Source organism: Sinorhizobium prairiense (assembly GCF_029201645.2).
Classification (GTDB): Bacteria; Pseudomonadota; Alphaproteobacteria; order Rhizobiales; family Rhizobiaceae; genus Sinorhizobium; species Sinorhizobium meliloti_A.
The window spans coordinates 2,670,426-2,691,834 of the sequence record NZ_CP104131.1 but is presented as its reverse complement, the minus strand read 5'-3'; the positions used below and the strand labels follow the sequence as shown (position 1 = coordinate 2,691,834).

General features: G+C 62.7%; 19 protein-coding genes, 1 tRNA gene and 3 pseudogenes. 13 read left to right on the top strand and 10 right to left on the bottom strand.

Annotation, left to right across the window (positions count from 1 at the left end; translation table 11 throughout):
• Positions 1 to 6 precede the first annotated feature (6 nt).
• Positions 7 to 1,488, top strand: a complete 1,482-nt coding sequence (locus N0Q91_RS15690; RefSeq protein WP_275596869.1) for a sensor histidine kinase — start codon at positions 7 to 9, stop codon at positions 1,486 to 1,488.
• A 119-nt stretch (positions 1,489 to 1,607) separates the two neighbouring features.
• A tRNA-Arg gene (locus tag N0Q91_RS15685) sits at positions 1,608 to 1,684 on the top strand.
• A 172-nt stretch (positions 1,685 to 1,856) separates the two neighbouring features.
• Here N0Q91_RS15685 and N0Q91_RS15680 read toward each other — a convergent pair.
• Positions 1,857 to 2,777, bottom strand: coding sequence for a LysR substrate-binding domain-containing protein (locus N0Q91_RS15680; protein ID WP_275596868.1), 921 nt, complete (start codon positions 2,775 to 2,777; stop codon positions 1,857 to 1,859).
• Between the two features lie 118 nt (positions 2,778 to 2,895).
• On the opposite strand from N0Q91_RS15680, the gene N0Q91_RS15675 reads away from it, so the two are divergent.
• The 4 genes and pseudogenes from N0Q91_RS15675 to N0Q91_RS15660 all read left to right on the top strand — a co-directional run bounded on the left by N0Q91_RS15675 (position 2,896) and on the right by N0Q91_RS15660 (position 6,648).
• Positions 2,896 to 3,639, top strand: a complete 744-nt coding sequence (locus N0Q91_RS15675) for an SDR family oxidoreductase (RefSeq protein ID WP_275598142.1) — start codon at positions 2,896 to 2,898, stop codon at positions 3,637 to 3,639.
• A 1-nt stretch (position 3,640) separates the two neighbouring features.
• The gene (locus tag N0Q91_RS15670) at positions 3,641 to 4,342 is read left to right on the top strand and encodes a cupin domain-containing protein (protein ID WP_275596867.1); all 702 of its coding nucleotides are present in this window, start codon (positions 3,641 to 3,643) and stop codon (positions 4,340 to 4,342) included.
• Between the two features lies 1 nt (position 4,343).
• Positions 4,344 to 5,446: pseudogene (locus tag N0Q91_RS15665) on the top strand (flavin monoamine oxidase family protein).
• Positions 5,443 to 6,648: an MFS transporter gene (locus tag N0Q91_RS15660; protein ID WP_275596866.1), complete on the top strand. Its 1,206-nt coding sequence runs from the start codon at positions 5,443 to 5,445 to the stop codon at positions 6,646 to 6,648. Before N0Q91_RS15665 ends, N0Q91_RS15660 begins: the two are co-directional and overlap by 4 nt.
• Here the strand turns inward: N0Q91_RS15660 and N0Q91_RS15655 are convergent.
• A complete protein-coding gene (locus N0Q91_RS15655) occupies positions 6,569 to 7,138 on the bottom strand; it encodes a TetR/AcrR family transcriptional regulator (RefSeq protein WP_345774972.1) in 570 nt (189 codons plus the stop codon). The two genes, N0Q91_RS15660 and N0Q91_RS15655, sit on opposite strands and share 80 nt — an antisense overlap.
• 117 nt (positions 7,139 to 7,255) lie before the next feature.
• Between N0Q91_RS15655 and N0Q91_RS15650 the strand changes: the two genes are divergently transcribed.
• Together N0Q91_RS15650 and N0Q91_RS15645 are read left to right on the top strand one after the other, a co-directional pair.
• Positions 7,256 to 8,023, top strand: a complete 768-nt coding sequence (locus tag N0Q91_RS15650; protein WP_275596865.1) for an SDR family NAD(P)-dependent oxidoreductase — start codon at positions 7,256 to 7,258, stop codon at positions 8,021 to 8,023.
• A gap of 11 nt (positions 8,024 to 8,034) precedes the next feature.
• A complete protein-coding gene (locus tag N0Q91_RS15645) occupies positions 8,035 to 8,385 on the top strand; it encodes a carboxymuconolactone decarboxylase family protein (protein WP_379937047.1) in 351 nt (116 codons plus the stop codon).
• A 432-nt stretch (positions 8,386 to 8,817) separates the two neighbouring features.
• On the opposite strand, the gene N0Q91_RS15640 is transcribed toward N0Q91_RS15645, so the two are convergent.
• Complete coding sequence (locus N0Q91_RS15640) at positions 8,818 to 9,516, bottom strand: TetR/AcrR family transcriptional regulator (protein WP_275596864.1); 699 nt, start codon at positions 9,514 to 9,516, stop codon at positions 8,818 to 8,820.
• A gap of 194 nt (positions 9,517 to 9,710) precedes the next feature.
• Here N0Q91_RS15640 and N0Q91_RS15635 point away from each other — a divergent pair, with 194 nt between their 5' ends.
• The 5 genes from N0Q91_RS15635 to N0Q91_RS15615 all read left to right on the top strand — a co-directional run bounded on the left by N0Q91_RS15635 (position 9,711) and on the right by N0Q91_RS15615 (position 12,904).
• Positions 9,711 to 10,199 (top strand): RidA family protein, encoded by a 489-nt coding sequence (locus tag N0Q91_RS15635; RefSeq protein WP_100669718.1) that lies wholly within the window; start codon positions 9,711 to 9,713, stop codon positions 10,197 to 10,199.
• A gap of 177 nt (positions 10,200 to 10,376) precedes the next feature.
• Positions 10,377 to 10,640 (top strand): antitoxin, encoded by a 264-nt coding sequence (locus N0Q91_RS15630; protein ID WP_018094055.1) that lies wholly within the window; start codon positions 10,377 to 10,379, stop codon positions 10,638 to 10,640.
• Positions 10,637 to 11,053, top strand: coding sequence for a type II toxin-antitoxin system VapC family toxin (locus N0Q91_RS15625; protein ID WP_275596863.1), 417 nt, complete (start codon positions 10,637 to 10,639; stop codon positions 11,051 to 11,053). Before N0Q91_RS15630 ends, N0Q91_RS15625 begins: the two co-directional genes overlap by 4 nt.
• The gene (locus N0Q91_RS15620) at positions 11,050 to 11,667 is read left to right on the top strand and encodes a hypothetical protein (RefSeq protein WP_275596862.1); all 618 of its coding nucleotides are present in this window, start codon (positions 11,050 to 11,052) and stop codon (positions 11,665 to 11,667) included. The genes N0Q91_RS15625 and N0Q91_RS15620 overlap by 4 nt, the downstream gene beginning before the upstream one ends.
• A 91-nt stretch (positions 11,668 to 11,758) precedes the next feature.
• Complete coding sequence (locus N0Q91_RS15615; protein WP_275596861.1) at positions 11,759 to 12,904, top strand: alpha-hydroxy acid oxidase; 1,146 nt, start codon at positions 11,759 to 11,761, stop codon at positions 12,902 to 12,904.
• A gap of 270 nt (positions 12,905 to 13,174) precedes the next feature.
• Here the strand turns inward: N0Q91_RS15615 and N0Q91_RS15610 are convergent, their stop codons facing one another.
• The 7 genes and pseudogenes from N0Q91_RS15610 to N0Q91_RS15580 form a co-directional block, all read right to left on the bottom strand.
• The gene (locus tag N0Q91_RS15610) at positions 13,175 to 13,645 is read right to left on the bottom strand and encodes an aminoacyl-tRNA deacylase (protein ID WP_275596860.1); all 471 of its coding nucleotides are present in this window, start codon (positions 13,643 to 13,645) and stop codon (positions 13,175 to 13,177) included.
• Positions 13,646 to 13,828: 183 nt separating this feature from the next.
• A complete protein-coding gene (locus N0Q91_RS15605) occupies positions 13,829 to 14,506 on the bottom strand; it encodes a methyltransferase family protein (RefSeq protein ID WP_275596859.1) in 678 nt (225 codons plus the stop codon).
• Positions 14,507 to 14,970: 464 nt separating this feature from the next.
• Positions 14,971 to 15,402 carry a DUF1810 domain-containing protein gene (locus N0Q91_RS15600; RefSeq protein WP_100669711.1) on the bottom strand — a complete coding sequence of 144 codons (432 nt, stop codon included), beginning with the start codon at positions 15,400 to 15,402 and terminating at the stop codon, positions 14,971 to 14,973.
• 22 nt (positions 15,403 to 15,424) lie between these two features.
• Positions 15,425 to 16,409: pseudogene (locus N0Q91_RS15595) on the bottom strand (aldo/keto reductase).
• Between the two features lie 84 nt (positions 16,410 to 16,493).
• Positions 16,494 to 17,078: an IMPACT family protein gene (locus tag N0Q91_RS15590; protein ID WP_100669709.1), complete on the bottom strand. Its 585-nt coding sequence runs from the start codon at positions 17,076 to 17,078 to the stop codon at positions 16,494 to 16,496.
• 122 nt (positions 17,079 to 17,200) lie between these two features.
• Positions 17,201 to 20,902, bottom strand: a complete 3,702-nt coding sequence (putA, locus tag N0Q91_RS15585) for a trifunctional transcriptional regulator/proline dehydrogenase/L-glutamate gamma-semialdehyde dehydrogenase (protein WP_275596858.1) — start codon at positions 20,900 to 20,902, stop codon at positions 17,201 to 17,203.
• Between the two features lie 193 nt (positions 20,903 to 21,095).
• Positions 21,096 to 21,397: pseudogene (locus tag N0Q91_RS15580) on the bottom strand (YkgJ family cysteine cluster protein); the annotation flags it as partial.
• Positions 21,398 to 21,409: the final 12 nt, after the last annotated feature.

The following is a 21,409-nucleotide window of genomic DNA, read 5'->3' as shown; positions in this document are numbered from 1 at the left end:
GGGCTTATGGTAGAAGACGCGCGTCCGGCCAATGCGAGTGCGGCACCTCGAGCGGCGGTCGGCTTTCTTGGCGGGCTTTCCGGCAAATTGCTGCTGCTGACGGTCGCCTTCGTGATGCTGGCCGAGGTACTGATCTTCGTGCCTTCCGTCGCCAATATGCGCATTCGCTGGCTTCAGGACCGCCTGAACACCGTGGCGGCGGCCGCCGTCGTGGTCGACGGGCTTCAGAATGTCGAGCTGCCCCGCGCCGTGCAGCGCGAGACCCTGATGGCGACCGGGACCAAGGCCATCGTCATCCGCCGCAAGGACGCCTCCCGGATGATCGCCAGCGTCGACATGCCCCCCGCGATCGACGGCGAATACGACATAGCCAACTTCACGGCTCTGGGCGCGATCCGGGACGCCTTCGACACGCTCATCTTCGGCGGCAACCGGGTGGTGCGCGTCTATGGCCCGCTGGGCGAAGGCGAGGCGACGATCGAGCTGGTGATGAAGGACGCCAAGCTGCGCACGGCCATGCTCGTCTATTCGCGCAACGTCTTCCTCCTGTCGATCGTCATCTCGCTGATCACCGCGGCGCTGATCTTCCTGGCCATCAATCGCATGCTGATTCTCCCGATCAGGCGGCTGACCAAGAGCATGCAGGAGTTTTCGGACGAGCCGTCGAGCCCCGAGCGCGTGCTGGTGCCGCCGAAAGGCAAGGACGAACTGGCGGTCGCCGGTCAGCACCTGGCGAGCATGCAGCGCGAATTGCAGAGAACCCTGAAGCAGCAGAAGAGCCTTGCGGAGCTCGGCCTCGCCGTTTCCAAGATCAACCACGACATGCGCAACATCCTGTCCTCCGCGCAACTCATTTCCGATCGCCTGGCCGACGTGGACGATCCCGTGGTCAAGCGCTTCGCGCCGACATTGCTTCGGACCATCGACCGCGCTGTCGGCTATACGCGCGAAGTGCTCTCCTACGGCCGCACGACGGAGGCCGAGCCGCATCGCCGTTTCCTGGCGCTGCGGCCGCTGGTCGAGGACGTAGCCGAACTGCTCGCCGTCGATCGCCAGGACGGTATCGAGTTCGAGATACAGATCCGCGACGACATCGAGGTCGACGCGGACAGCGAGCAGCTGTTCCGCATCGTCCACAATATCTGTCGCAACGCCGTCGAGGCGCTGGCCAATTACAAGCCGGAGGATGGTTCCGAGCGGCGGATCTCGGTTTCGGCGTTGCGTACCGGCAGCGTGGTGACGATTTCGATCGACGACACAGGGCCCGGCATGCCTGCCAAGGCACGCGAAAATCTCTTCGCCGCCTTCCGCGGCTCGGCGCGCTCCGGCGGAACGGGCCTGGGTCTGGCAATCGCCCGCGAACTGGTGCTCGCCCATGGCGGAACGATCGCGCTCGTCGAAAAGCCCACTCCCGGCACGCTGTTTCGCATAGAACTGCCGGACCGCCCGGTGCGGCTCGATGCCTTCCGCGCCAAGGGACGTTCCTGATATTCCGTCCCTTCCCGGCATCGTCGTAAAAATGAAATTTTTTCCCGAAGGCGCTTGCAATCGCCGAAAGGACGCTTTAGAGGATCGCCACGCAAGCGGTGGTCACCGCTTCCAGGCACGCACCCGTAGCTCAGCTGGATAGAGCACCAGACTACGAATCTGGGGGTCAGGAGTTCGAATCTCTTCGGGTGCGCCATTCTTTCCAATTGTCGAACGCCACGATATTTTGCCTTTTTGGCCACTATGTTGCCTATGGGACGGGAAGCTTCCCTTTCCAACCCTGCAGCCCATGGATCGCCCTGACACAAGTTTGGCTGTTGGCGGCAACTTTTGCGCCAAAGCGGAGCGGACTTAGGATGCGTGCCACTCTATTCGAGCGAGCTCGATGGCGCTTGATCACATAACCAATCGTGGAAGGCGGTGACCTCGTACCGGCGAAGAGCTTTCGGTGCCGCCACGGCATAGTACGCCCATTTCACCGGCCATCTCACCTGAGGCATCAGATGAACCAGGCGGCCGCTTTGCAGCTCTTGCGCCACGAGCGCCTTTCTTACCAGCGCCACGCCTCTGGCGGCGACAGCCGCATTGATGACGGCCGCGGTCGAGTTGATCTTCAGACCGCCATCGTCGGGAGGCTGGTTCGCTCCTGCGCGCGCCAGCCAGTCCGCCCATGACGGGAAATCTCCCCCGGGATGCGACGTCCCGTCATGTACCAGGGTCTGTCCCACGATCCAGCCAGCAGTCACATCCCTGTCGATCGGTAAAAGACGCTGATGGCATACCGCGATGATCTCCTCACCCATGAGGAAGGTCGACTTCACACCTTTCCAGTTGCCTAGGCCACATCGGATGCCGATATCGGCATCTCCTTGAGCGAGGTCGATCACGCGATCGGAGACGTCGAGACGTACATCGATGTTCGGGTGTTTCGTGGTGAAGTCGTCGAGCCGCCCGAGCAGCCAGTTCGCGACGAGCGCCTGGGATGCCGTCACGACGACGACCGTGCGCGCCTTGCGCCCGCGCAACTTCCGCAGACCTGTTTCCAGGAGGTCTAATCCCTGCGAGATGTCCTCGAGAGCTTCCTTTGCCTCGTCCACGGGCATCAGGCGTTCGGCCCCGGACCGCGTTCGCCGGAAGAGCGGATAGCCGACCCAGTCTTCCAGGGAGCGAACGAGTTGCCCTACGGCGGGCGGGGTCACGTCGAGTTCCGTGGAGGCCCCGACGAAGCTTCCGTGTCTTGCCGAAGCTTCGAGAGCCTGCAGTGATTTGAGCCTCGTGAGATTCCTCATGTGTGATCCGTTCTCCACCTACGAGAAAGATTTTCTTTGTTTCCGATATCGTTTGTTTTCCTCGTCAATGCAATTGCGAGAGGACATTCGTAGATCCTTAGACGGAGGTTCACGCATGATACTTCAAGGCAAGACGGCACTAGTGACAGGCGGATCGAGCGGGATTGGTCTCGCGGCAGCGAAGATGCTCCGGGAGAATGCGGCACGGGTCGCGATCACGGGCAGATCGGCGGAAAAGCTTCAGGCTGCAAAAGCGGAACTGGGCAACGATATTCTCGCCATTCAGGCGGACGTGTCGTCGCTCGCCGATCTCCATCGGATGAAGACCATTCTTGCGGAGGAATTCTCGACGCTGGACATCCTGTTCGCGAACGCGGGCGTGGCTATCGGGACGCCGCTCGCCACCGTGGACGAGCATACCTACGCCACGATCATGGATACGAATGTGAAAGGCGTCTTCTTCACCGTGCAGTCGGTGCTGACGCTGATGAGCGAGGGCGGCTCGATCATTCTCAACACGTCATGGCTCAACCAGGTGGGAACTCCTGGCCGCGCAATATTGTCCGCCTCCAAGGCCGCTGCCCGCTCGTTCGCGAGGACGATGTCGGCTGAACTTCTGGACCGCAGGATCAGGGTGAACGCCGTCAGCCCAGGCTCGATCGAAACGCCGATCCACCGCGGCAGAAACCAGACGGAAGAGGAGTTCCGCGCGTACGCCGAACGCGTCGGCGGCCAGGTGCCGATCGGGCGCATGGGCAGACCTGAGGAGATCGCGGCCGCTGTCCTTTTCCTTGCCAGCGACGCATCGAGCTACATGCTCGGCGCGGAGATCGTCGTCGACGGCGGCAGGTCGGAGCTTTGACATGCTGATCAACGAAGACCTCACCAAGCCCGTGCTCATACACGCCGACCGGATCGATTGGGTGCCAAGCCCAGCCAAGGGCGTGGACCGCCGCATGTTGTTCAGGATCGGCGAGGAGAAGGCGAGAGCGACATCGATCGTTCGTTACGCGTCCGGCAGCCGGTTCGCGCGCCACGAACACACGGGCGGAGAAGAGTTTCTCGTCCTGGATGGCGTCTTCCAGGACGAGAGCGGAGACTTCCCGGTCGGCACCTATGTGCGCAATCCTCCAGGCACGGGTCATGCTCCGGGCAGCGACGAGGGTTGTGTCATCCTGGTCAAGCTCTGGCAGTTCAGGGCCGACGATCGGGAAAGGGTCGTCTGCCGTCCGGGCGAAGGCGAGGAAGCGCAGCTTCGGCCCGGCGTGTCGTCCTCCCGCATCCTCTTCGATGGGAAAGACGAGCAGGTGATGATGGAGGAGTGGCAGCCCGGCGCTGCTGTGGAGGTTGCCAACCCGCATGGTCTCGAACTCCTTGTTCTCGGCGGAGGTTTTACCGTCGAAGGCGACGTTCTCGACCACTGGTCATGGCTGCGCCTACCTGCCGGACAAGCGGTTCGGGCCAAGGTCGGAAACGATGGCGCCCGCGTCTGGATGAAATCTGGCCCGCTCCTCCATGAAGACGTCGTGAGGTTCGAAGACGCCGGAACGACGAAGGACAGGTAACATGAGATCATACGAAGTCGCCGTCGTCGGCGCGGGCCTCGCGGGACTGTATGCGGCCTGGGCGCTCAAGGCTTCGGGAGTCGACGCCTTGGTCATCGAGGCACGCGAGCGTATCGGCGGTCGTGTCTTCTCCGCTGATGCCTCCGGCAATTCATCGGAAGACGGATTTGACTTAGGTCCTTCCTGGTACTGGCCGCAGATGCAGCCCGCGATGGCAGACCTGGTCGCTGAATTCGATCTTCAATCATTCGTCCAGCACAGCGAGGGCGAAGTGGTCTTCGAACGATCTCCGAGCCAGAGGCCCCAACGCTTCCCGGCTATGATGCAGGAGCCACCATCGATGCGGCTCGCCGGCGGGACGGCAGCGGCGGTGCGGGCACTCGCCCGCGAGCTTTCGCCTGACAGCATCCTTCTCCGCACGAAGGTGAAGGGGATGACGCTCATGTCAACGGGTGTCCGGCTGACGGTCGAGAACGCCAGCGGCGAGCAAGATATCATCGACGCCGACCATGTCATAGCAGCGCTGCCGCCGAGGCTCATCGAGGCTACAATCACGTTCAGCCCGGCGCAGGAGGGCGCGACCGCCGGACGGTGGCGCGACACGCCGACCTGGATGGCGCCGCACGCCAAGTTCTTCGCAATCTACGACCGGCCGTTCTGGAGAGCCGCAGGCCTTTCCGGGACGGCGCAGAGCATAGCGGGTCCGATGGCCGAGATCCACGACGCCACGACGGCTTCCGGAAGGGCTGCTCTCTTCGGATTCATCGGGGTAGGCGCGGAACAGCGCGCAGCAGTCAGCGAGGAAACTTTGAAGATTGCGTGCCTGGTCCAGCTCGAGCGGCTGTTCGGTCCCGCAGCCCGCAGTCCTGTCGCCACTTTATTGAAGGATTGGGCCGTCGATCCCCTGACGGCCACTTCGACCGATCTTGTCGCCGCCGGGCATCCCGTCGTTCGCGACGACGCGTGGGTGACGGGGGGTGGGATGGACGGCTGAGCCTCGCCGGGAGCGAAACCAGCCCCACCGAACCCGGTTATCTCTCCGGGGCGGTCACGGCTGCCCAGCGCGCTGTCTCCCAGTATCTATCGAAACAAGGTGCCAGATGAGCGCAGTAGAGGCCAGTGCGGTCGAGACGACCGCACGACGCAATGCATGGGTTTTGACGGTTGCCCAATCGCTTGGCGGTGCAAACGCTCCGATCGTCATCTCGCTCGGCGGCTTGGTCGGGCAGCACCTTTCTCCCGATCCGGATCTGATCACGCTGCCCGTCAGTCTGCTGAATCTTGGATTGGCGCTCGGAACCCTTCCGGCCGCTTACGTCATGAGGCGCTTCGGCCGCCGTTCAGGCTATCTGACAGGTGCGGGAATTGGCCTTATCTCAGGGCTGATCGCGGCTCTCGGTATAGCATTGAGCAGCTTTATCATCTTCTGCCTCGGAACTGCTCTTGCTGGCTTCTATTCCTCGTATGTCCAGAGCTATCGCTTCGCCGCGGCGGACAACGCGACGGGTGCCGAGAGCCAGAAGGCCATTTCCCGCGTTCTTGTCGGCGGACTGGCGGCGGCGATCATCGGACCGCAACTTGTCATCTGGACTCGAGACGCATTCCCTGGCACTCCCTTCGCGGGCAGCTTCATCAGCCAGGCGGCACTGGCGGCTCTCGCCATTCCCGTCCTCCTGATGTTGCATCAGCCGTCGAAGGTGAAAGTTTCAGACATGGAAACCGACGATGGACGCCCGCTCCTCAGCATTCTAACAACCCCGCGCTATCTGCTCGCCATCGCGACCGGCGTCGTCTCCTATGGTTTGATGACCTTCGTGATGACGGCATCGCCGATCGCCATGGTCGGCCACGGCCACTCGGTGGACCAAGCGGCCCTGGGCATTCAGTGGCATATCCTTGCCATGTACGGGCCAAGCTTCTTCACCGGCAAGCTGATGGTTCGCTTCGGCAAGGAGAAGGTTGCCGCCGTTGGCCTTCTCCTGATCGGATGTTCGGCTGCCGTCGCACTTTCCGGGTTCGATATCGCCCATTTCTGGATGGCCTTGATCCTGCTCGGCGTGGGCTGGAATTTTGGGTTCATCGGGGCGACGTCGATGGTCGCCGACTGCTACAGACCGTCCGAGCGCAGCAAGGTCCAGGGAGCGAACGACTTTCTGGTCTTCGGTACGGTTGCCTGCGCGTCCTTCTCCGCCGGCTCCCTCCTCCACAGTTCGGGATGGGAGACGATCAACTGGGTCGTGCTTCCCGCGGTGGCTCTTGTGCTGGTCCCGCTTGTCTGGCGGTCGGCGAGACCGATTCGCGCCTAGGCGAGAGCGGCAGTGCCGCTTTCGAATATGGCGGGATCATCCAGAATGTTGGCGGTGAGCATAGCGCCTTCGAGCGTCGCGAGAACCTGGATCGCGGCGTCCTTCCGAAGACCCCCTCGACAAGTCGTTGGATGCCGAGATTGAAGAACCGCTTCACTTCGTTCCTGACTTCGTCGGCGAGATCGTGGGAGGTCGCCCCCATCGCTCCGCAAAGACACATCCTGCCGTCGCGTGCGAGTGCGTCGCGGAAAACCTGACGCCACGCCTGGACGATGTCCCGGCCAGCTTGGACTTTTTCGTCTACTCCCACGAGAAACCGATCCGTGTAGCGGCGGGCGACCGCCGCGGCGAGCTTCTCCTTGGTGGGAAAATGGTAGTGGACGCTGGAGCTCTTGACCCCGACGTCCGCCGCGATCTCCCGGAAACTGAAGCCGCTATAACCCGCGCCTCGAATGCGCTCCTCGGCTGCATCCAGGATCGCGTCTCTCATTTCGCTCATCACGACCTCGTTTGTCTATCTAATGATAGATAGAGGTTGCGCAGAAGGAAATCAATCTCTATGTAGGTCTCCTCTATCTATCGATAGATAGACAACAAGGAGATCATTATGCGATTTGAAGGCAAGGTAGTAGCGATCACCGGCGGCGGCTCGGGTATCGGCAAGGAGACGGCGGCACGTTTCGTGGCCGAAGGTGCGAAGGTCGCCATCAACGGCCGTGATCTTGGCAAACTTGAAGCAGCGGCGAAGGAAATCGATCCGAGCGGCAAGAACCTCGTGGTTTCCGCCGGCGATATCGCAAAGCCCGAAACCGGAGCAGCGCTCGTCGAGGCAGCGGTCTCACGGTTTGGCGGCCTGGACGTTCTCGTGAACAATGCGGGCGTCTTCAACCCCAAGCCGTTCATTGAACTGACCGAGGCGGATTACGACTGGTATCTGGACACGATCCTCAAAGGCAAGTTCTTCACGGCTCAGGCCGCTGCCAAGGCAATGAAGGACAAGGGCGGCGCAATCGTCCAGACCGGCTCCATGTGGGCGATCCAGGCGATCGGCGCGACGCCCTCGGCTGCCTATTCCGCCGCCAATGCCGGCGTGCACGCCATGGTCCGCAATCTGGCGATCGAGCTTGCGCCATACAACATCCGGATCAACGCAGTCGCCCCGGCCGTCGTCGAGACGCCCGTCTACAACACCTTCTTGTCCGATGATCAGGTCAAGGAGGTTCTGCCGACGTTCAATTCGTTCCATCCGCTCGGCCGCAACGGCCAGCCGCGTGATGTCGCCGAGGCGATCCTCTTCCTCGCTTCGGAGCAGGCTTCGTGGATTACCGGCACGATTCTCCCGGTCGATGGCGGCGTGACCGCCGGACGTGAGTGAGGGAGAGGGCCATGAACAACATGCAGGATTGGAACGCCTACCGGGATGCCCTCATCGGCCGGGTCGGCGACTTCGCGAAACTCAGCCCCGACGTGCTGCGCGGCCTGAACACGATCGAGAACAGCGGCAACAATACTGGCAAGCTCGAGCCGAAGATGCACGAGTTGATCGCGCTGGCCGTCGCGGTCACGACGCGCTGCGATGGCTGTATCGCCGTCCATTCCAAGAAGGCCGTCGAACTGGGAGCTTCGAAAGGCGAGATCGCCGAAGCTTTGGGAGTGGCGATCGCATTGAACGCCGGCGCGGCGCTCACCTACTCGGCTCGTGTCTTTGACGCTGTTGAAAGCCTGCCGGAGAAATGAGGAATAGGGTAGCGCTAGATTGTCTAGCGCTACCTTCCCACCAACGCGGATTTCCGTTTGTGGCCCGTGACGTCAGGACTATGGGAGTTTTGCTGTACGCGGCAAAATTTGACCTCTTGTTTCTCAATGGGTTACACTATGTCCAGAGGCAATTTATCGTGGCAAACGACATCAATTATCTCCGCCCTAAGGTTCGTTGTCATCTGCAAGTCCTCGAAATGTTGAACGGCTCTGCGTAGGCTGAGCGTCATTGTCTCGCGCGCGACCAAGACGTTCTTCGGCGCCCGCGACAATTCCGCTCCATCGACTTCGCCGGCGAGCAGTCCCCCTCCTGTTAGCAGGTCGTAAAGCTCAACGCCTCGGCCTCCGGCGTATCAGGTGCTGCATCCATTCACATGATCCTGTCGCAACGGCCTCGGCAAACCCGAACGCTCATTGTCTCGGAGCAAGGCCGTCTAGCAGGAAGTCGAGGCCCTTCCGGAAGGCGCCGTCCCAATCGTTGTCCAGCAGCAGACGGGAGCGTCCGATCGTCGCGTAGTGTTCGTTGAGACATGTAAGGCGCTGCTGTGCCGCGGCCCTGTCATCGTCCGAGACGTCGAAGCTCGCCCGGGTGACGGTGGCGCCCATCACATAGTTCCAGAGCGACCATAACGCGACGTTCAGATCTGCGTCGGCTACACCGGCTCCGGACAAGGTTCTGCCCAGCAGTTCCAGGCGGCTGAGAATGTTCGGGCCGAGCGCCCGGCGCGGCAGCAGAGATGCCGACCAGGGATGGCGCAGCATGCTGGCGCGCCAGTCCTCGAGCACGTGAACGACTTCTCCGCGCCAGTCCTGAGACTCAACCGTTTGTGGCGGTCTACGGTATTCGAGCACCGAGTCCAGTGCCAGATCGAAGACATCCTCCTTGTTGTCGACGTGCCAGTACAGGCTCATCACGCCCGAGCCGAGGCGATCGGCCAGCCGACGCATCGTCAATCCGTCTATCCCGTGGGCGTCCAGCAGCTCTACCGCGGTCGCCACGATACGCTGCCGGGAGAGAGACGGTTCACTGCGCGCCTCCTGCGCGGACGGTGGCGATACACCTGTCCGCTGAGGCCGTTTGCTCCGGGCGCCGCTGCGTTTGGCCGTCATCCGTCTTCCTTGCTGATCAGAATGCCGATTTAAGCCGACAAGGCCACGAAAGTCGATCCTGAACGGTTGACTCGTACTATGTACGATGCGAGTGAATGGTACGCCGTACGAGTCATCAGATCATGCGGCAGTAAAAGTTCAATCCCGAAGGCGGCGAGGTTCATTGCGCGCAGCCCCGGACCCGAGAGAAAAACATGTCACGCGCAATCACGCATCTGCTTATCGGAGGGCTGATCATCATGACCACCGGCGTTCCCACTGCCACGACAGCGAATGAGAATGATCTCAAGCTGACCATCGTCAACCCGCAAAACCTCTACGACCCGACGCCGAACGGCTACAGCACGGCAGTGATCGTGCCCCGCGAGGGCCGGGTGGCCTATATCTCCGGGCAGGGCGGCCAGGACAGCAGCGGAGCCTTGTCGCCGGACTTCGCTGTCCAGGTCGAGCAGGCCTATGCAAATCTGCGCACGGCCCTCGATGCGCTCGGTGCCAGGCCGGATCAGGTCGCCAAGCTCACGGTCTTCGTCGTCGATCACGACATGTCCAAGCTTGAGGTGCTGACCAGCAACGTCAAGAAAATGTTCGGCGCCGCGCTGCCGGCGCAGACTTTGGTTCCCGTTCCCAAGCTTGCAATCGACCCCATGCTCTTCGAAGTCGAAGCCGTTGTCGTTCTGAAATAGTCGCGACGAGATATCAGGCGCGCATGCCAACGGGGGCGGGTGCCATGGGTAGAAATGGCGAACGCCGCCGGCCTGCACGGATCGGCAGCGTCTCGAAAGTCCCCGTCGATGTCCTCCGCTTGATAGGCATCTTCTGCTTGGTATATATCATGATAGATATCGAAAGCGGAGGTTACCGTGGCAACCAAAACAGCCAAGATATTTGCCAGCGGCCGCAGCCAGGCCGTCAGGCTCCCTGCAGAGTTCCGCTTCGAGGGCAGCGAGGTGTTCGTTCGTCGTGATCCGAAGACCGGTGATGTCATTCTGTCACGCAAGCCGGATTCATGGGACGGTCTTTTTGAACTCTATGGCAAGGATCAGGTCGGGGACGACTTCCTGGGGCCGGCCGACCGCAAGCAGCCTTCGCAGGATAGAGATCCGTTCGAGGGCTGGAAGGAATGAGCCTGTGGATGCTCGATACCAAGATTGCCGGTCATGTCATCAAGGGCGACCGCCCCGAGATCATCGATCGGTTGGTCTCGCTTCCCATCACGGATATTGTCGTATCATCCGTCACCGAGGGGGAGTTGCTCTACGGTCTCGCCAAGCGAGGCTATCCGAGGACGCTATCTGAACGGGTCAGGCAATTCCTTCTTCGGGTAGACGTGTTGCCCTGGAATCGCACTGCCGCCCGAAGCTATGGCGACCTACGCGCTGCCTGTGAAGCCAAGGGCGCGGCTCTCGCGCCCCTCGATATGATGATTGCTGCTCATGCGGTCGCGTTCGATGCGGTCCTTGTGACCCGCGACAGAGCTTTTACTCGGGTTGCGGAGCCCCTGAAGACGGACGACTGGACGGACCAAAAACTGAAATGAACCGGATCGAGAAGCTGCCGCCTGCCTTTGAACGCTTCGACAAGATGCTGGGCGTGCTCGATTTCGCGGTCTTCGAGAACGCAGGCGGTACGGAGGAGGAGGTGCTTTCGGCAGTTCCGCAGGCGTTGCGCCACTTCCATAGGTTCGATGCCGGGAAGCTGCGCGCTCTGGGAAGCCGGCGCATCACCGAAAAGGCATTCTTCGGCGACTGGTACGACCCGGACAGCGGCAACCTGCTGAGGCTCGGCCGCTATAAGACCGCCGACGGATCGCAGCTGACGGATCCGGTCTTGAGCTCGCTTGAGGGTGTGAAGATCATCTCGGGTGCAAGCGCCTGCCCCGAAACCGGCGGGCAATTCGCCTACGCTTTCTCCAGTCCGCCCTATCCGCTCGACGCCAGGCCAGGCGAGGTGCAGGCGGTGTTCGAGGAGATCAGGGACTTCATATTGCCGCCGCACCGCGCGAGCGAAATTCTCGACTGGTCCGACATGCGGCTGCCGGAGGTCTCGGACTATTTCGATGACGGCGCCGAATGGTGGGGCGTCTTCCTCTTCAGTGTCCACATACCATCCATGCGGCGCCTCACCATCATTGCCGGCTCGACGACGGACTGAGCGCCGGATTCCAGTCGGGGCTCGTTTGATTTCCTCATTCCGCTCTATCGAAAAAGTGCTATTGATTCCGCCGTTCGGGTCCGAGGGGCAGATGCGTCTGAAAGATTGTTATAATTTCCACGATTTCCGTCGGATGGCAAAGCACCGCCTGCCGTCGCCGATCTTCAACTACATCGATGGCGCGGCCGATGACGAGGTCACCTGCCGGCGCAATACGACTGCGTTCGAGGGCTGCGATCTGGTTCCGAATGTCCTGCGCGGCGTCGGCGATATCGACATGTCGGTGACGGTGATGGGCCAAAGGCTGGCGATGCCAGTCTATTGCTCGCCGACCGCGCTTCAGCGTCTGTTCCACCATCAGGGCGAACGTGCGGTGGCGGCAGCGGCGGCGAAGTTCGGCACGATGTTCGGCGTCTCCTCGCTCGGCACCGTCAGTCTGGAAGAGGCCCGGCGGATCTGCGACGGCCCGCAGGTCTACCAGTTCTACTTCCACAAGGATCGTGGGTTGAACCGCGAGATGATGGGGCGCGCCAAGCAGGCCGGCATCGAGGTGATGATGCTGACGGTGGACAGCATCACCGGGGGCAATCGCGAGCGCGACAAGCGCACGGGGTTTGCCATTCCTTTCAAGCTCAATCTCGCCGGCATCACGCAATTTGCGATCAAGCCCTCTTGGGCGGTCAATTACGTTCGCCATGAGCCTTTCAGGCTGCCGCAGCTGGAAAACCATGTCGATATGGGCCGCGGCGCGATGTCGATAAGCCGCTACTTCACCGAGATGCTCGATCCGTCGATGTCCTGGGACGACGTCGCCGAGATGGTGCAGCACTGGGGCGGCCAGTTTTGTCTGAAAGGCGTGATTTCGGTCGAGGATGCCAAGCGCGCGGTCGAGATCGGCTGCACCGGAATCGTGCTCTCCAATCACGGCGGGCGCCAGCTTGACGGTTCACGCACCGCATTCGACCAGCTTGACGAGATCGTTCAGGCCGTCGGAGATAGGATAGACGTGATGATGGACGGCGGCGTGCAGCGCGGCACCCATGTGCTCAAGGCGCTCTCGCTGGGAGCGAAGGCGGTCGGGCTTGGCCGCTACTATCTCTTCCCGCTCGCTGCGGCAGGACAGGCCGGCGTCGAACGGGCGCTGGAACTGATGCGCATAGAGATCGAACGCGGCATGAAGCTGATGGGCTGCTCGTCGGTCGACGAGCTTACAAAGGAAAACCTGCGTTTCCGGTGAGAATGCACCTTGCATTGCCGTCGCGCATGCGGATGACGCAGGCGGACTGAAGCCTGCCTCGTAAAAATTTTCCGAATCATCTCAGACTTTCAAGGGCAAGCGGCTTTTTCCGCCGCTCGCGAGAACGTCTCCCGGCATATGCGACCTTCACCGCAAGGGTCAGGAGCAGGGGATGCTCATTCCCGCGGGAAGCGCGTCCTGCATCGCCATATCCACGACGGTATCGCCCAGTGAACCCCGATCGGGCCCGCCGCCGATAAGCGGCTCGGCTCATGACGGGTGGCTGAACCGGGCGACCCGCGCATCCTTCGTCAGGTTGCGAAAATTGGTGCCGCTCATATGCACGAGCGTCCTGTGGTCGCCGCCCTCGAAATAGACATCGTTTGCCCTGTCGAGGCTCTCGTCGAGAATGACCGGCACGCCATAGGCCTCCCCGATCGGCGGGACGGCTCCGGTCTCGCAATCGTTGAAGAGCTCGCTGACCTCCTCCTCCGAGGCGAGGCCGAGACGGCGGTTCATGACGTCCTGCAGCGTGGAGAGCTCGACCCGATGCGTGGCCGGAACGACGGCGAGCGCATAGCCCATCTCGTGGTGAACGACCACGGATTTGGCGAGCCTGTTGCCCGGCACATGGGCGGCTTCGGCAGTCTGACTGGTGGTTGCGGTACGGTGATGCGCGAGGGTGTCGTAGGTGATCCCTTCGCCGTCGATATAGTCCTGAAGTCTCCTGGCGATCGTCATCGTAGGCGCCTCTCCTATCCTGCTGCAGTCTTCCCAAGCCGTTTGGACTCAAGAAAAAATGCAGCGCTTCAAAGTGCTACAGCAGCTTTCGGGCGTCCGGCGGGACGCGGGGCACTGTAGTGACGCGGAAGATGACATTCTCCTCTCATCATCGGAGGAGTCAACGGCGAACGGCCGGGTCGGCTACCACACGTAGGGCACGAGCCGGTAGCGCACGCGTTCCGCATAGGCATCGTAGCCGGCGAGCCCGGTACGCAGCGCCCTTTCCTCTATGCCGATCCGGATCGCGAGCAATACCGCCAGTCCGAGTGCCACGAGCAGCCCCCACCAGGAGCCCAGGAACAAAGAGGTTGCGGCGACGAAGAGAAGACTGCCCGTATAGAAGGGATGACGGACGTAACGATAGGGTCCCGTGGTGATCACGCTTTGCGCACGCTCGGTCTGCAACTTGACGACCGGCGATGCGAAGCTGTTTTCGCGCAATGTCCGATAGCTGAATCCGATGGAGAGGACGAGGAGCAGCGCACCCAGAGCCTGCACCCAGACCGGCATGGAAGACCATTTGAATCTCGCTGCATCGAGCGCCATGAAGGCGAAGCCGGCGACAAGGAACAGGAGGATCACCGAAAGGAGCACTTTGTCGGCCAGGGGCTGGCCTTCCTGGATTGGGGCAGCCAGCCTTTCCTTGAGCAGCGCGGGATCGTGCCGGGCAAGGAGCAGCCCGACGAGGAACGAAAGCGCAAGCATGAGGAACAGGTAGCTCCACGCCGCGGGCCAGGCGAGCGTTCCGGCGGAAAGAAAGAGGACGGCTCCGATGAACCCGAACCAGACGATCGTCTGTACGGTCAGCCTAACAAGCATGAGCAAGCTCCTGCATAGTTTGTGCGATGAAGGGCGCTTTAGAGCGATGGACTCCTGGAGATAGTGTTCCGGCCAGCGCTCGCAACTCTCATCTCAGGCGGGTGAAGTGGAATTGAACGGGGCGCGCGCGACGTTCCATCGGGCGCCCGCCAGCGTTCACACACTTGTGCTTCGCGCGGAACTTAAAGCCGCGTAACGGATTCCCATATTAGATCCGCTGCACCTTCACTTGGGCCTCGACCGGTTCAGGATCAAGGCATGCGGCAATGCGAAGCACTACAGCCCCTTGTACGTCCAACAGGACGTGCGGTGCTGGAGCAGCACTCGCCGTCCGCAAAGGAGGGACGCGATGTATCGCTATATGATGAAGGAACTGATGCTCATCATCGCCGGCCTGACGGTCTGTGCGGTGCTGTTCCTGCTCGTCCTGTCGCAGGGAGCGGCCGCATCCTTTTGAGCGCGGTTCAGCTCTTCCCGAGAATCTCAATCGTCCTCTTGTCCCGGACGCCGTCGAAGTAAAGGTCGAGCGCCCGGGTGAAGGCGTCGACATCAGGCGCCGCCGCTTCGAAGAGCGTCATCGATGAGCAAAACTTCAGATCGTCCGGCCGGCCGAAGATCTCAAGAGCGGTGCGCCCCCTGACCCCATTGACCGCTTCCGTGCATTCGAGAATACGTCGGCCGAGAAGCGGATGTCCGACATAGGCGCGCGCCTCGCCGAGGCCCGACAGCGCATAAAATCGGGCCGTCGGCGAATGGCCGAGGCCCGCGATCTGCGGAAAGATGAACCACATCCAGTGGGTCCGCTTGGCCCCGGCACGAAGCTCCGCAAGAGCAGCCGGATAGGTGCTTTTCTGCGCCGCGACGAAGCGTTCGAGATCGAATGCCTCCCTCGTCATCACCCTCTCACCGGTTCATCCATCACCAGCGCTGATGAACATGAACCTTGACGAGCCGCTCGTAAAGCGCCTCGATTGCCGCGAGCGTCGCGCCGTCGATCGGCGCAAGGGCGCTGGCGGCGGCGTTCGACTGCGCCTGCGCGGCATTGCGGGCTCCGGGGATAACGACGGAAACGGCGTCCTGCGCGAGGATCCAGCGCAAGGCGAATTGCGCCATCGGCACATTGGCGGGCACCAGCGTACGAAGCTCGTCGACCGCCTGCAGCGCCACGTCGAAGGGCACGCCGGCAAAGGTCTCCCCGACGTCGAAGGCTTCGCCGTCACGATTGAAGTTGCGGTGGTCGTCTGGAGCAAAGACCGTATCTTTGCCGATCTTGCCCGAAAGCAAGCCGGACGCCAGCGGCACGCGCACGATGACGCCGACATTCTTTTTTCGCCTCGGCGAAGAATAGGTCCTGCGGCCGCTGGCGGAAGATGTTGTAGATGATCTGGACCGTGGCGACGCCCGGATATTCGATAGCCTTCAGGGCCTCTTCGACTTTCTCGACCGAGACGCCGTAATGGCGGATCTTGCCCTTGGTCACCAGCCCATCGAGCGCGCCGAAGACCTCGGGCCGATAGTAGACCTCCGGCGGTGGGCAGTGGAGCTGGACGAGATCAAGCGTTTCGACGCCGAGATTTGCGAGGCTGCGGTCGATGAAGGCCTCGATATTGCCGCGTGTATAGCCCTCCACCACGTGCGGATTGAGCCGGCGTCCTGCCTTCGTGGCGACGAATGGTTTCTCCCCGCCCCGTTCCCGCAGCACCGCGGCGATGATTTTTTCGGAACGCCCGTCGCCATAGACGTCTGCGGTGTCGATGAAGGTGACGCCGCTGTCGAGGGCGGCATTGAGCGCGCGCTTGCCATCCTCCTCGCTGACGTCGCCCCAGGAGCCGCCGATTTGCCAGGCGCCGAAACCGATCTCCGAAATCGTGGCGCCCGTTCGTCCCAAGATCCTTGTTTTCATCGAATGTATCCTATCCATCTTGCTGCCGGAACTTCAGCTCCGGGTGGTTGGCATAACTATGACGAGAGTGGCGCAGATGAAAGCTCAGTCGCAGAGTGTCACGAGCGCCTTGCCGCGACTGAGATCGCTCACCAGAGCGAGCACGTCGTCTAATGCGTCTTGCCGTATCTCGACCGACAGCACCGCACCGGTGCCGGTGAAACTCTCGGAGGCGATCGACACGCCGCGCGCTGCCAGCCGCGCCTTGATGAGCGCGAGATCGGCGAAGTCGCAGGCGATCTCGGCGCGCTGTCGCTCGATGAGCTCGATCTTCTCCGCTGCCCGCAGGCAAAGCGCCGCCGTGCCGCCATAGGCACGGACCAGTCCGCCGCTGCCGAGCAGAATGCCGCCGAACCAGCGCGTCACGACGACGGCGACGCGATCCAGCGACTGACCGTCGATCGCCGCAAGGATCGGCTTGCCCGCCGTCCCGCTCGGCTCGCCGTCGTCGCTGAAGCGATAGCTCTGGCCGACCCGCCAGGCCCAGCAATTGTGATTGGCCGCAGTGTCCGAGTGGGCGGCAATGAAGGTCTTGGCCGACGATTCGTCCTCGATCGGCCCGGCAATCGCCAGGAAGCGGCTCTTCTTGATTTCCTGTGTCGAGGTCTCGATGCGTTGGAGCGTGAACATCCGCTTTGTCCCGATTCTTCCAGCGGTCATAGCGGACGGATGGCGCACCGTCATCGTCAAGGTCACCCCTCCCCAACCCCTCTCCACAAGGGGGAGGGATGGGGAGGGGCAAATCGGAGCGCTCAGCCGATCGCCATCAGGCTGGCATTGCCGCCGGCTGCCGCCGTGTTGATCGAGGCGGAAACCTCTTCCACGAGCCAGTTCAGGCAATAGGCGTCCGGGTTGCGGGCGATCTCCTCGCTCGATGCGGCCTGGACGAGCAGGAGCGGGCCGGGCAGGGCGGCGATGGCCTTGTTGACGGCGCGGACGCGCTCGGTGTCACCTTCGACCAGCGCGCCGGCGAAGGGCCCGTCGGCGGCCCAGTCCTTTGACCAGGAGACGCGCAGGCCAACCGTTTGCGGCACGTTCTTCAGCGAAGCCTGCAGACCGGAGGCGGCATCGATCGCGACGCTGTTGCCGGTCGCGAGCGCTGCGGCGAGCTGGTGGTACAGCCCGCTCTCCGTCGCCGGGACGAGGAGGATGCGGCCGCGCGCATGGAGGGTATAGAGATTGCGTTCGCCGACCGGGCCGGGCAGTTCCAGATCCAGGCCAAGGGCCGAGCTGCTGCCGGCGTTGCGGGCCGCTTCAACCTCCGCGCGCGCACCTTTGCCGTCGAGCCACTTGGCGAAGTCGAGAAGGACCGGATCCGTGTGCACCGAGCTGTGCTGCGGCGGAACCGGTGCGGTCGTAACCAGGCGGCCGAGATAAAGCGGACCGCCGGCCTTGGGACCGGTACCGGAAAGACCGCGCCCGCCGAAGGGCTGAACGCCCACCACCGCGCCGATGATGTTGCGGTTGATGTAGAGGTTGCCGGCCTTGATGCGGCTCGTCACATGCGCGATCGTCTCGTCGAGGCGCGTGTGGAGCCCGAAGGTGAGGCCATAGCCGGTGGCGTTGATGTCGTCCACCAGCCGGTCGAGATCGTCGCGCCGGTAGCGGATGACGTGCAACACCGGCCCGAAAACCTCGCGTTGAAGATCGGAAAGCTTCTCGAGTTCGATGATCGTCGGCGGCACGAAGGTGCCCACTCCGGTCTCCGAGGCAAGCCCGATCTGCTCGACCTTGCGGCCGAGCCCGCGCATCCGCTCTATGTGCTTCTCGATGTTGTCCTTCGCCTCTGACGTGATGACCGGCCCGACATCCACGGAAAGCCGATCGGTGCGGCCGATATCCAATTCGTGCAACGCGCCCTTCAGCATCGTCAGGATGCGGTCGGCCACATCCTCCTGCAGGCACAGCACACGCAGGGCCGAGCAGCGCTGGCCGGCACTGTCGAAGGCGGATGTGATCACGTCGCCGACCACCTGCTCGGCAAGCGCCGAGGAGTCGACGATCATCGCATTCTGGCCTCCGGTTTCGGCGATCAGCGGGATCGGCCGGCCGGCAGGCGAAAGGCGGTCGGCAAGCTGTGCCTGGATCAGCCGCGCGACTTCCGTCGACCCGGTGAACATCACAGCCGCGGTCTCGGCTGCGGCGACCAGCGCCGCACCCACGCGTCCGTCGCCCGGAAGAAGCTGCAGCGCGCTTGCCGGGATGCCGGCCTCATGCAGGATGCGCACACCCTCGGCGGCGATCAGCGGCGTCTCTTCCGCGGGTTTGGCGACCACCGGATTGCCGGCCACGAGTGCGGCGGCGATCTGCCCGGTGAAGATCGCCAGCGGGAAGTTCCACGGGCTGATGCAGACAATCGGCCCGAGCGGCCCGTGACCGGGGCCGAGCGTGCGGCGCGTCTGTTCGGCATAGTAGCGCAGGAAATCGATCGCCTCGCGCACCTCGGCAATGGCGTTCAGTGCCGATTTGCCCGCCTCGCGGATGATCAGTCCGAGAAGCGTTGGCATGCGGGCCTGCATCAGCTCGGCGGCGCGGTCGAGGCAGGCGGCCCGTTCGGACGGCGGCACGGCCGCCCAATCCGGCGCCGCTTCGGCGGCAAGGCGCACGGCGCGCCGTGCGTCCTCTTCCGAGGTCTCGGTCACCGAGCCTACGACGTCGCGATGATCTCCGGGATTCAGAACCGCGCGCGTCTCGCCGGCAGCGGGACCGGTTGCGAGCCGCGGCACGGCGCTCCACTTCATGGCCGCGCTTTCCTTCAGCGCTTCCGTAAGCGACGCAAGCGTTTCCTCGTTGGAAAGGTCGAGCCCGGCGGAATTGGTCCGCGCATCGCCGAAGAGCTCGGCCGGCAAGGCGATCCTGTCGTGCTTGGCGCCGACGACCGGCATGGCGCGGACGACTTCGACGGGATCGGCGATCAGTTCGTCGATCGAAACCTTCGGGTCGTTGATGCGATGCACGAAGGAGGAGTTGGCGCCGTTTTCGAGCAGGCGCCGGACCAGATAGGCAAGCAGCGTCTCATGGGTGCCGACAGGCGCATAGATGCGGCAGGGACGATCGAGCTTGCCGCGGCCGACGACCTCTTCGTAAAGAGGCTCGCCCATGCCGTGCAGGCACTGGAATTCGTATTTGCCCACCTGAAAGTCCCTGCCTGCCATGTGATAGATGGCGGCGAGCGTCTGGGCATTGTGTGTCGCGAATTGCGGGAAGACCACATCGGTCGCGGCAAGCAGCTTGGCTGCGCAGGCGATATAGGAGACGTCGGTGTGGATCTTGCGCGTGAAGACCGGGAAATCCGCGAGCCCGTCGAGCTGCGCCCGCTTGATCTCGGCATCCCAATAGGCGCCCTTCACGAGCCGCACCATGATGCGCCGCCCGGAGCGCCGGGCGAGATCGATGATGAAGTCCAGAACGAAGGGGCAGCGCTTGCCGTAGGCCTGGACGACGAAGCCCATGCCGTTCCAGCCGGAGAGCTCGCCGTCGAGGCAGAGCTCCTCGAGGAGATCGAGCGACAGTTCCAGCCGGTCGGCTTCCTCGGCGTCGATGTTGAGGCCGATATCGTAATTCCTGGCGAGGAGTGCGAGCGCCTTGACCTTCGGCAGCAGTTCGCCCATCACGCGCGCGGCCTGCGCGCGGCTATAGCGGGGATGCAGCGCCGAGAGCTTGATCGAGATGCCGGGGCCTTCATAGATGCCGCGGCCGGCGGAGGCTTTGCCGATCGCGTGAATGGCGCTCTCGTAATCCCTGTAATACCGTTCCGCGTCGGCGGCCGTGGTCGCGGCCTCGCCGAGCATGTCGTAGGAGTAGCGGAAGCCCTTTTCCTCGAGTTCCTTCGAACGCTTCAGCGCTTCCTGGATCGTCTCGCCGGTAACGAACTGTTCGCCCATCATCCGCATGGCCATGTCGACGCCGCGCCGGATCACCGGCTCGCCGCAACGCGAAATGAGACGTGTGAGCGCCGCCGACAAGCTGCGGTCGTTGACCGTCGAGGTCAGCTTGCCGGTTACGACGAGGCCCCAGGTCGCGGCATTGACGAAGAGCGAACGGCTGCCGCCGAGATGCGATTTCCAGTTGCCGTCGGCGATCTTGTCGCGGATCAGCGCGTCACGCGTCGCCGTGTCGGGAATGCGCAGCAGCGCTTCCGCAAGGCACATGAGAGCCACGCCTTCCTGGCTGGAAAGCGAATATTCCTGCACCAGGCCTTCGACGCCGGAGCCGCTGTGCTTGCCGCGCAGCGCCTCGATCAGCTTGCGGGCTGTTCGTGCGGCCGCGTCGCGCGTTTCCTTCGGCTGCGTGGCCGCTTCGAGAAGCGGCGGCAGGCATTCCGTTTCCGGGCGGCGGTACGCGGCCGTGATCGCCTGGCGCAGTGTGCTCTGTGGCCGGACCGGCGGTGCGAAGTCGGCGAACGGCGCCGGGGCGACCTCGACGGGGGTTTTTTGAAGCGGGCTCGGGCTCATTGAACGCTGTCCTCCACGGAACGGTAGCGGGCGCTATCGACGCCCTGATGTCGTGGCAGAAAATACGCGTGCCATCGCCGAACATCCATCCGGCAAATTAGCATTATGGCCGAATGTTTCTCCACGACAGGCAAGACAAAGGGAGAACTATACGGAGTGCAGGCGAATGTTCCGGACGAAAGTCAGCATGCAGCCCGAAAAGTTGCTCCCGCGCCATCAGGCACTCGTCATCCCCGGCATGCAGGTGCGACAGACGATGGGGCGTATATCGTAGACCTTGCAGGCGACGGAACGGCCGAGCTTGCCCTCGAGCGCCGTGCAGCGGCCGCTCTCGCAACGCATGCCGCCGAGATCCGCAGCCACATAGTCTGCTGGTATGCGCTCGAGCTCTTCCTCCGTCTCGAGCGAAAAACGCGGCCAGTCGGCCGAATAGGCGCAGCAGGCGCCGCAGCTCTGGCAGTCGAAATTCTGATTGGCGGGAACGGACTGGCTCATGGCATGAGCCTA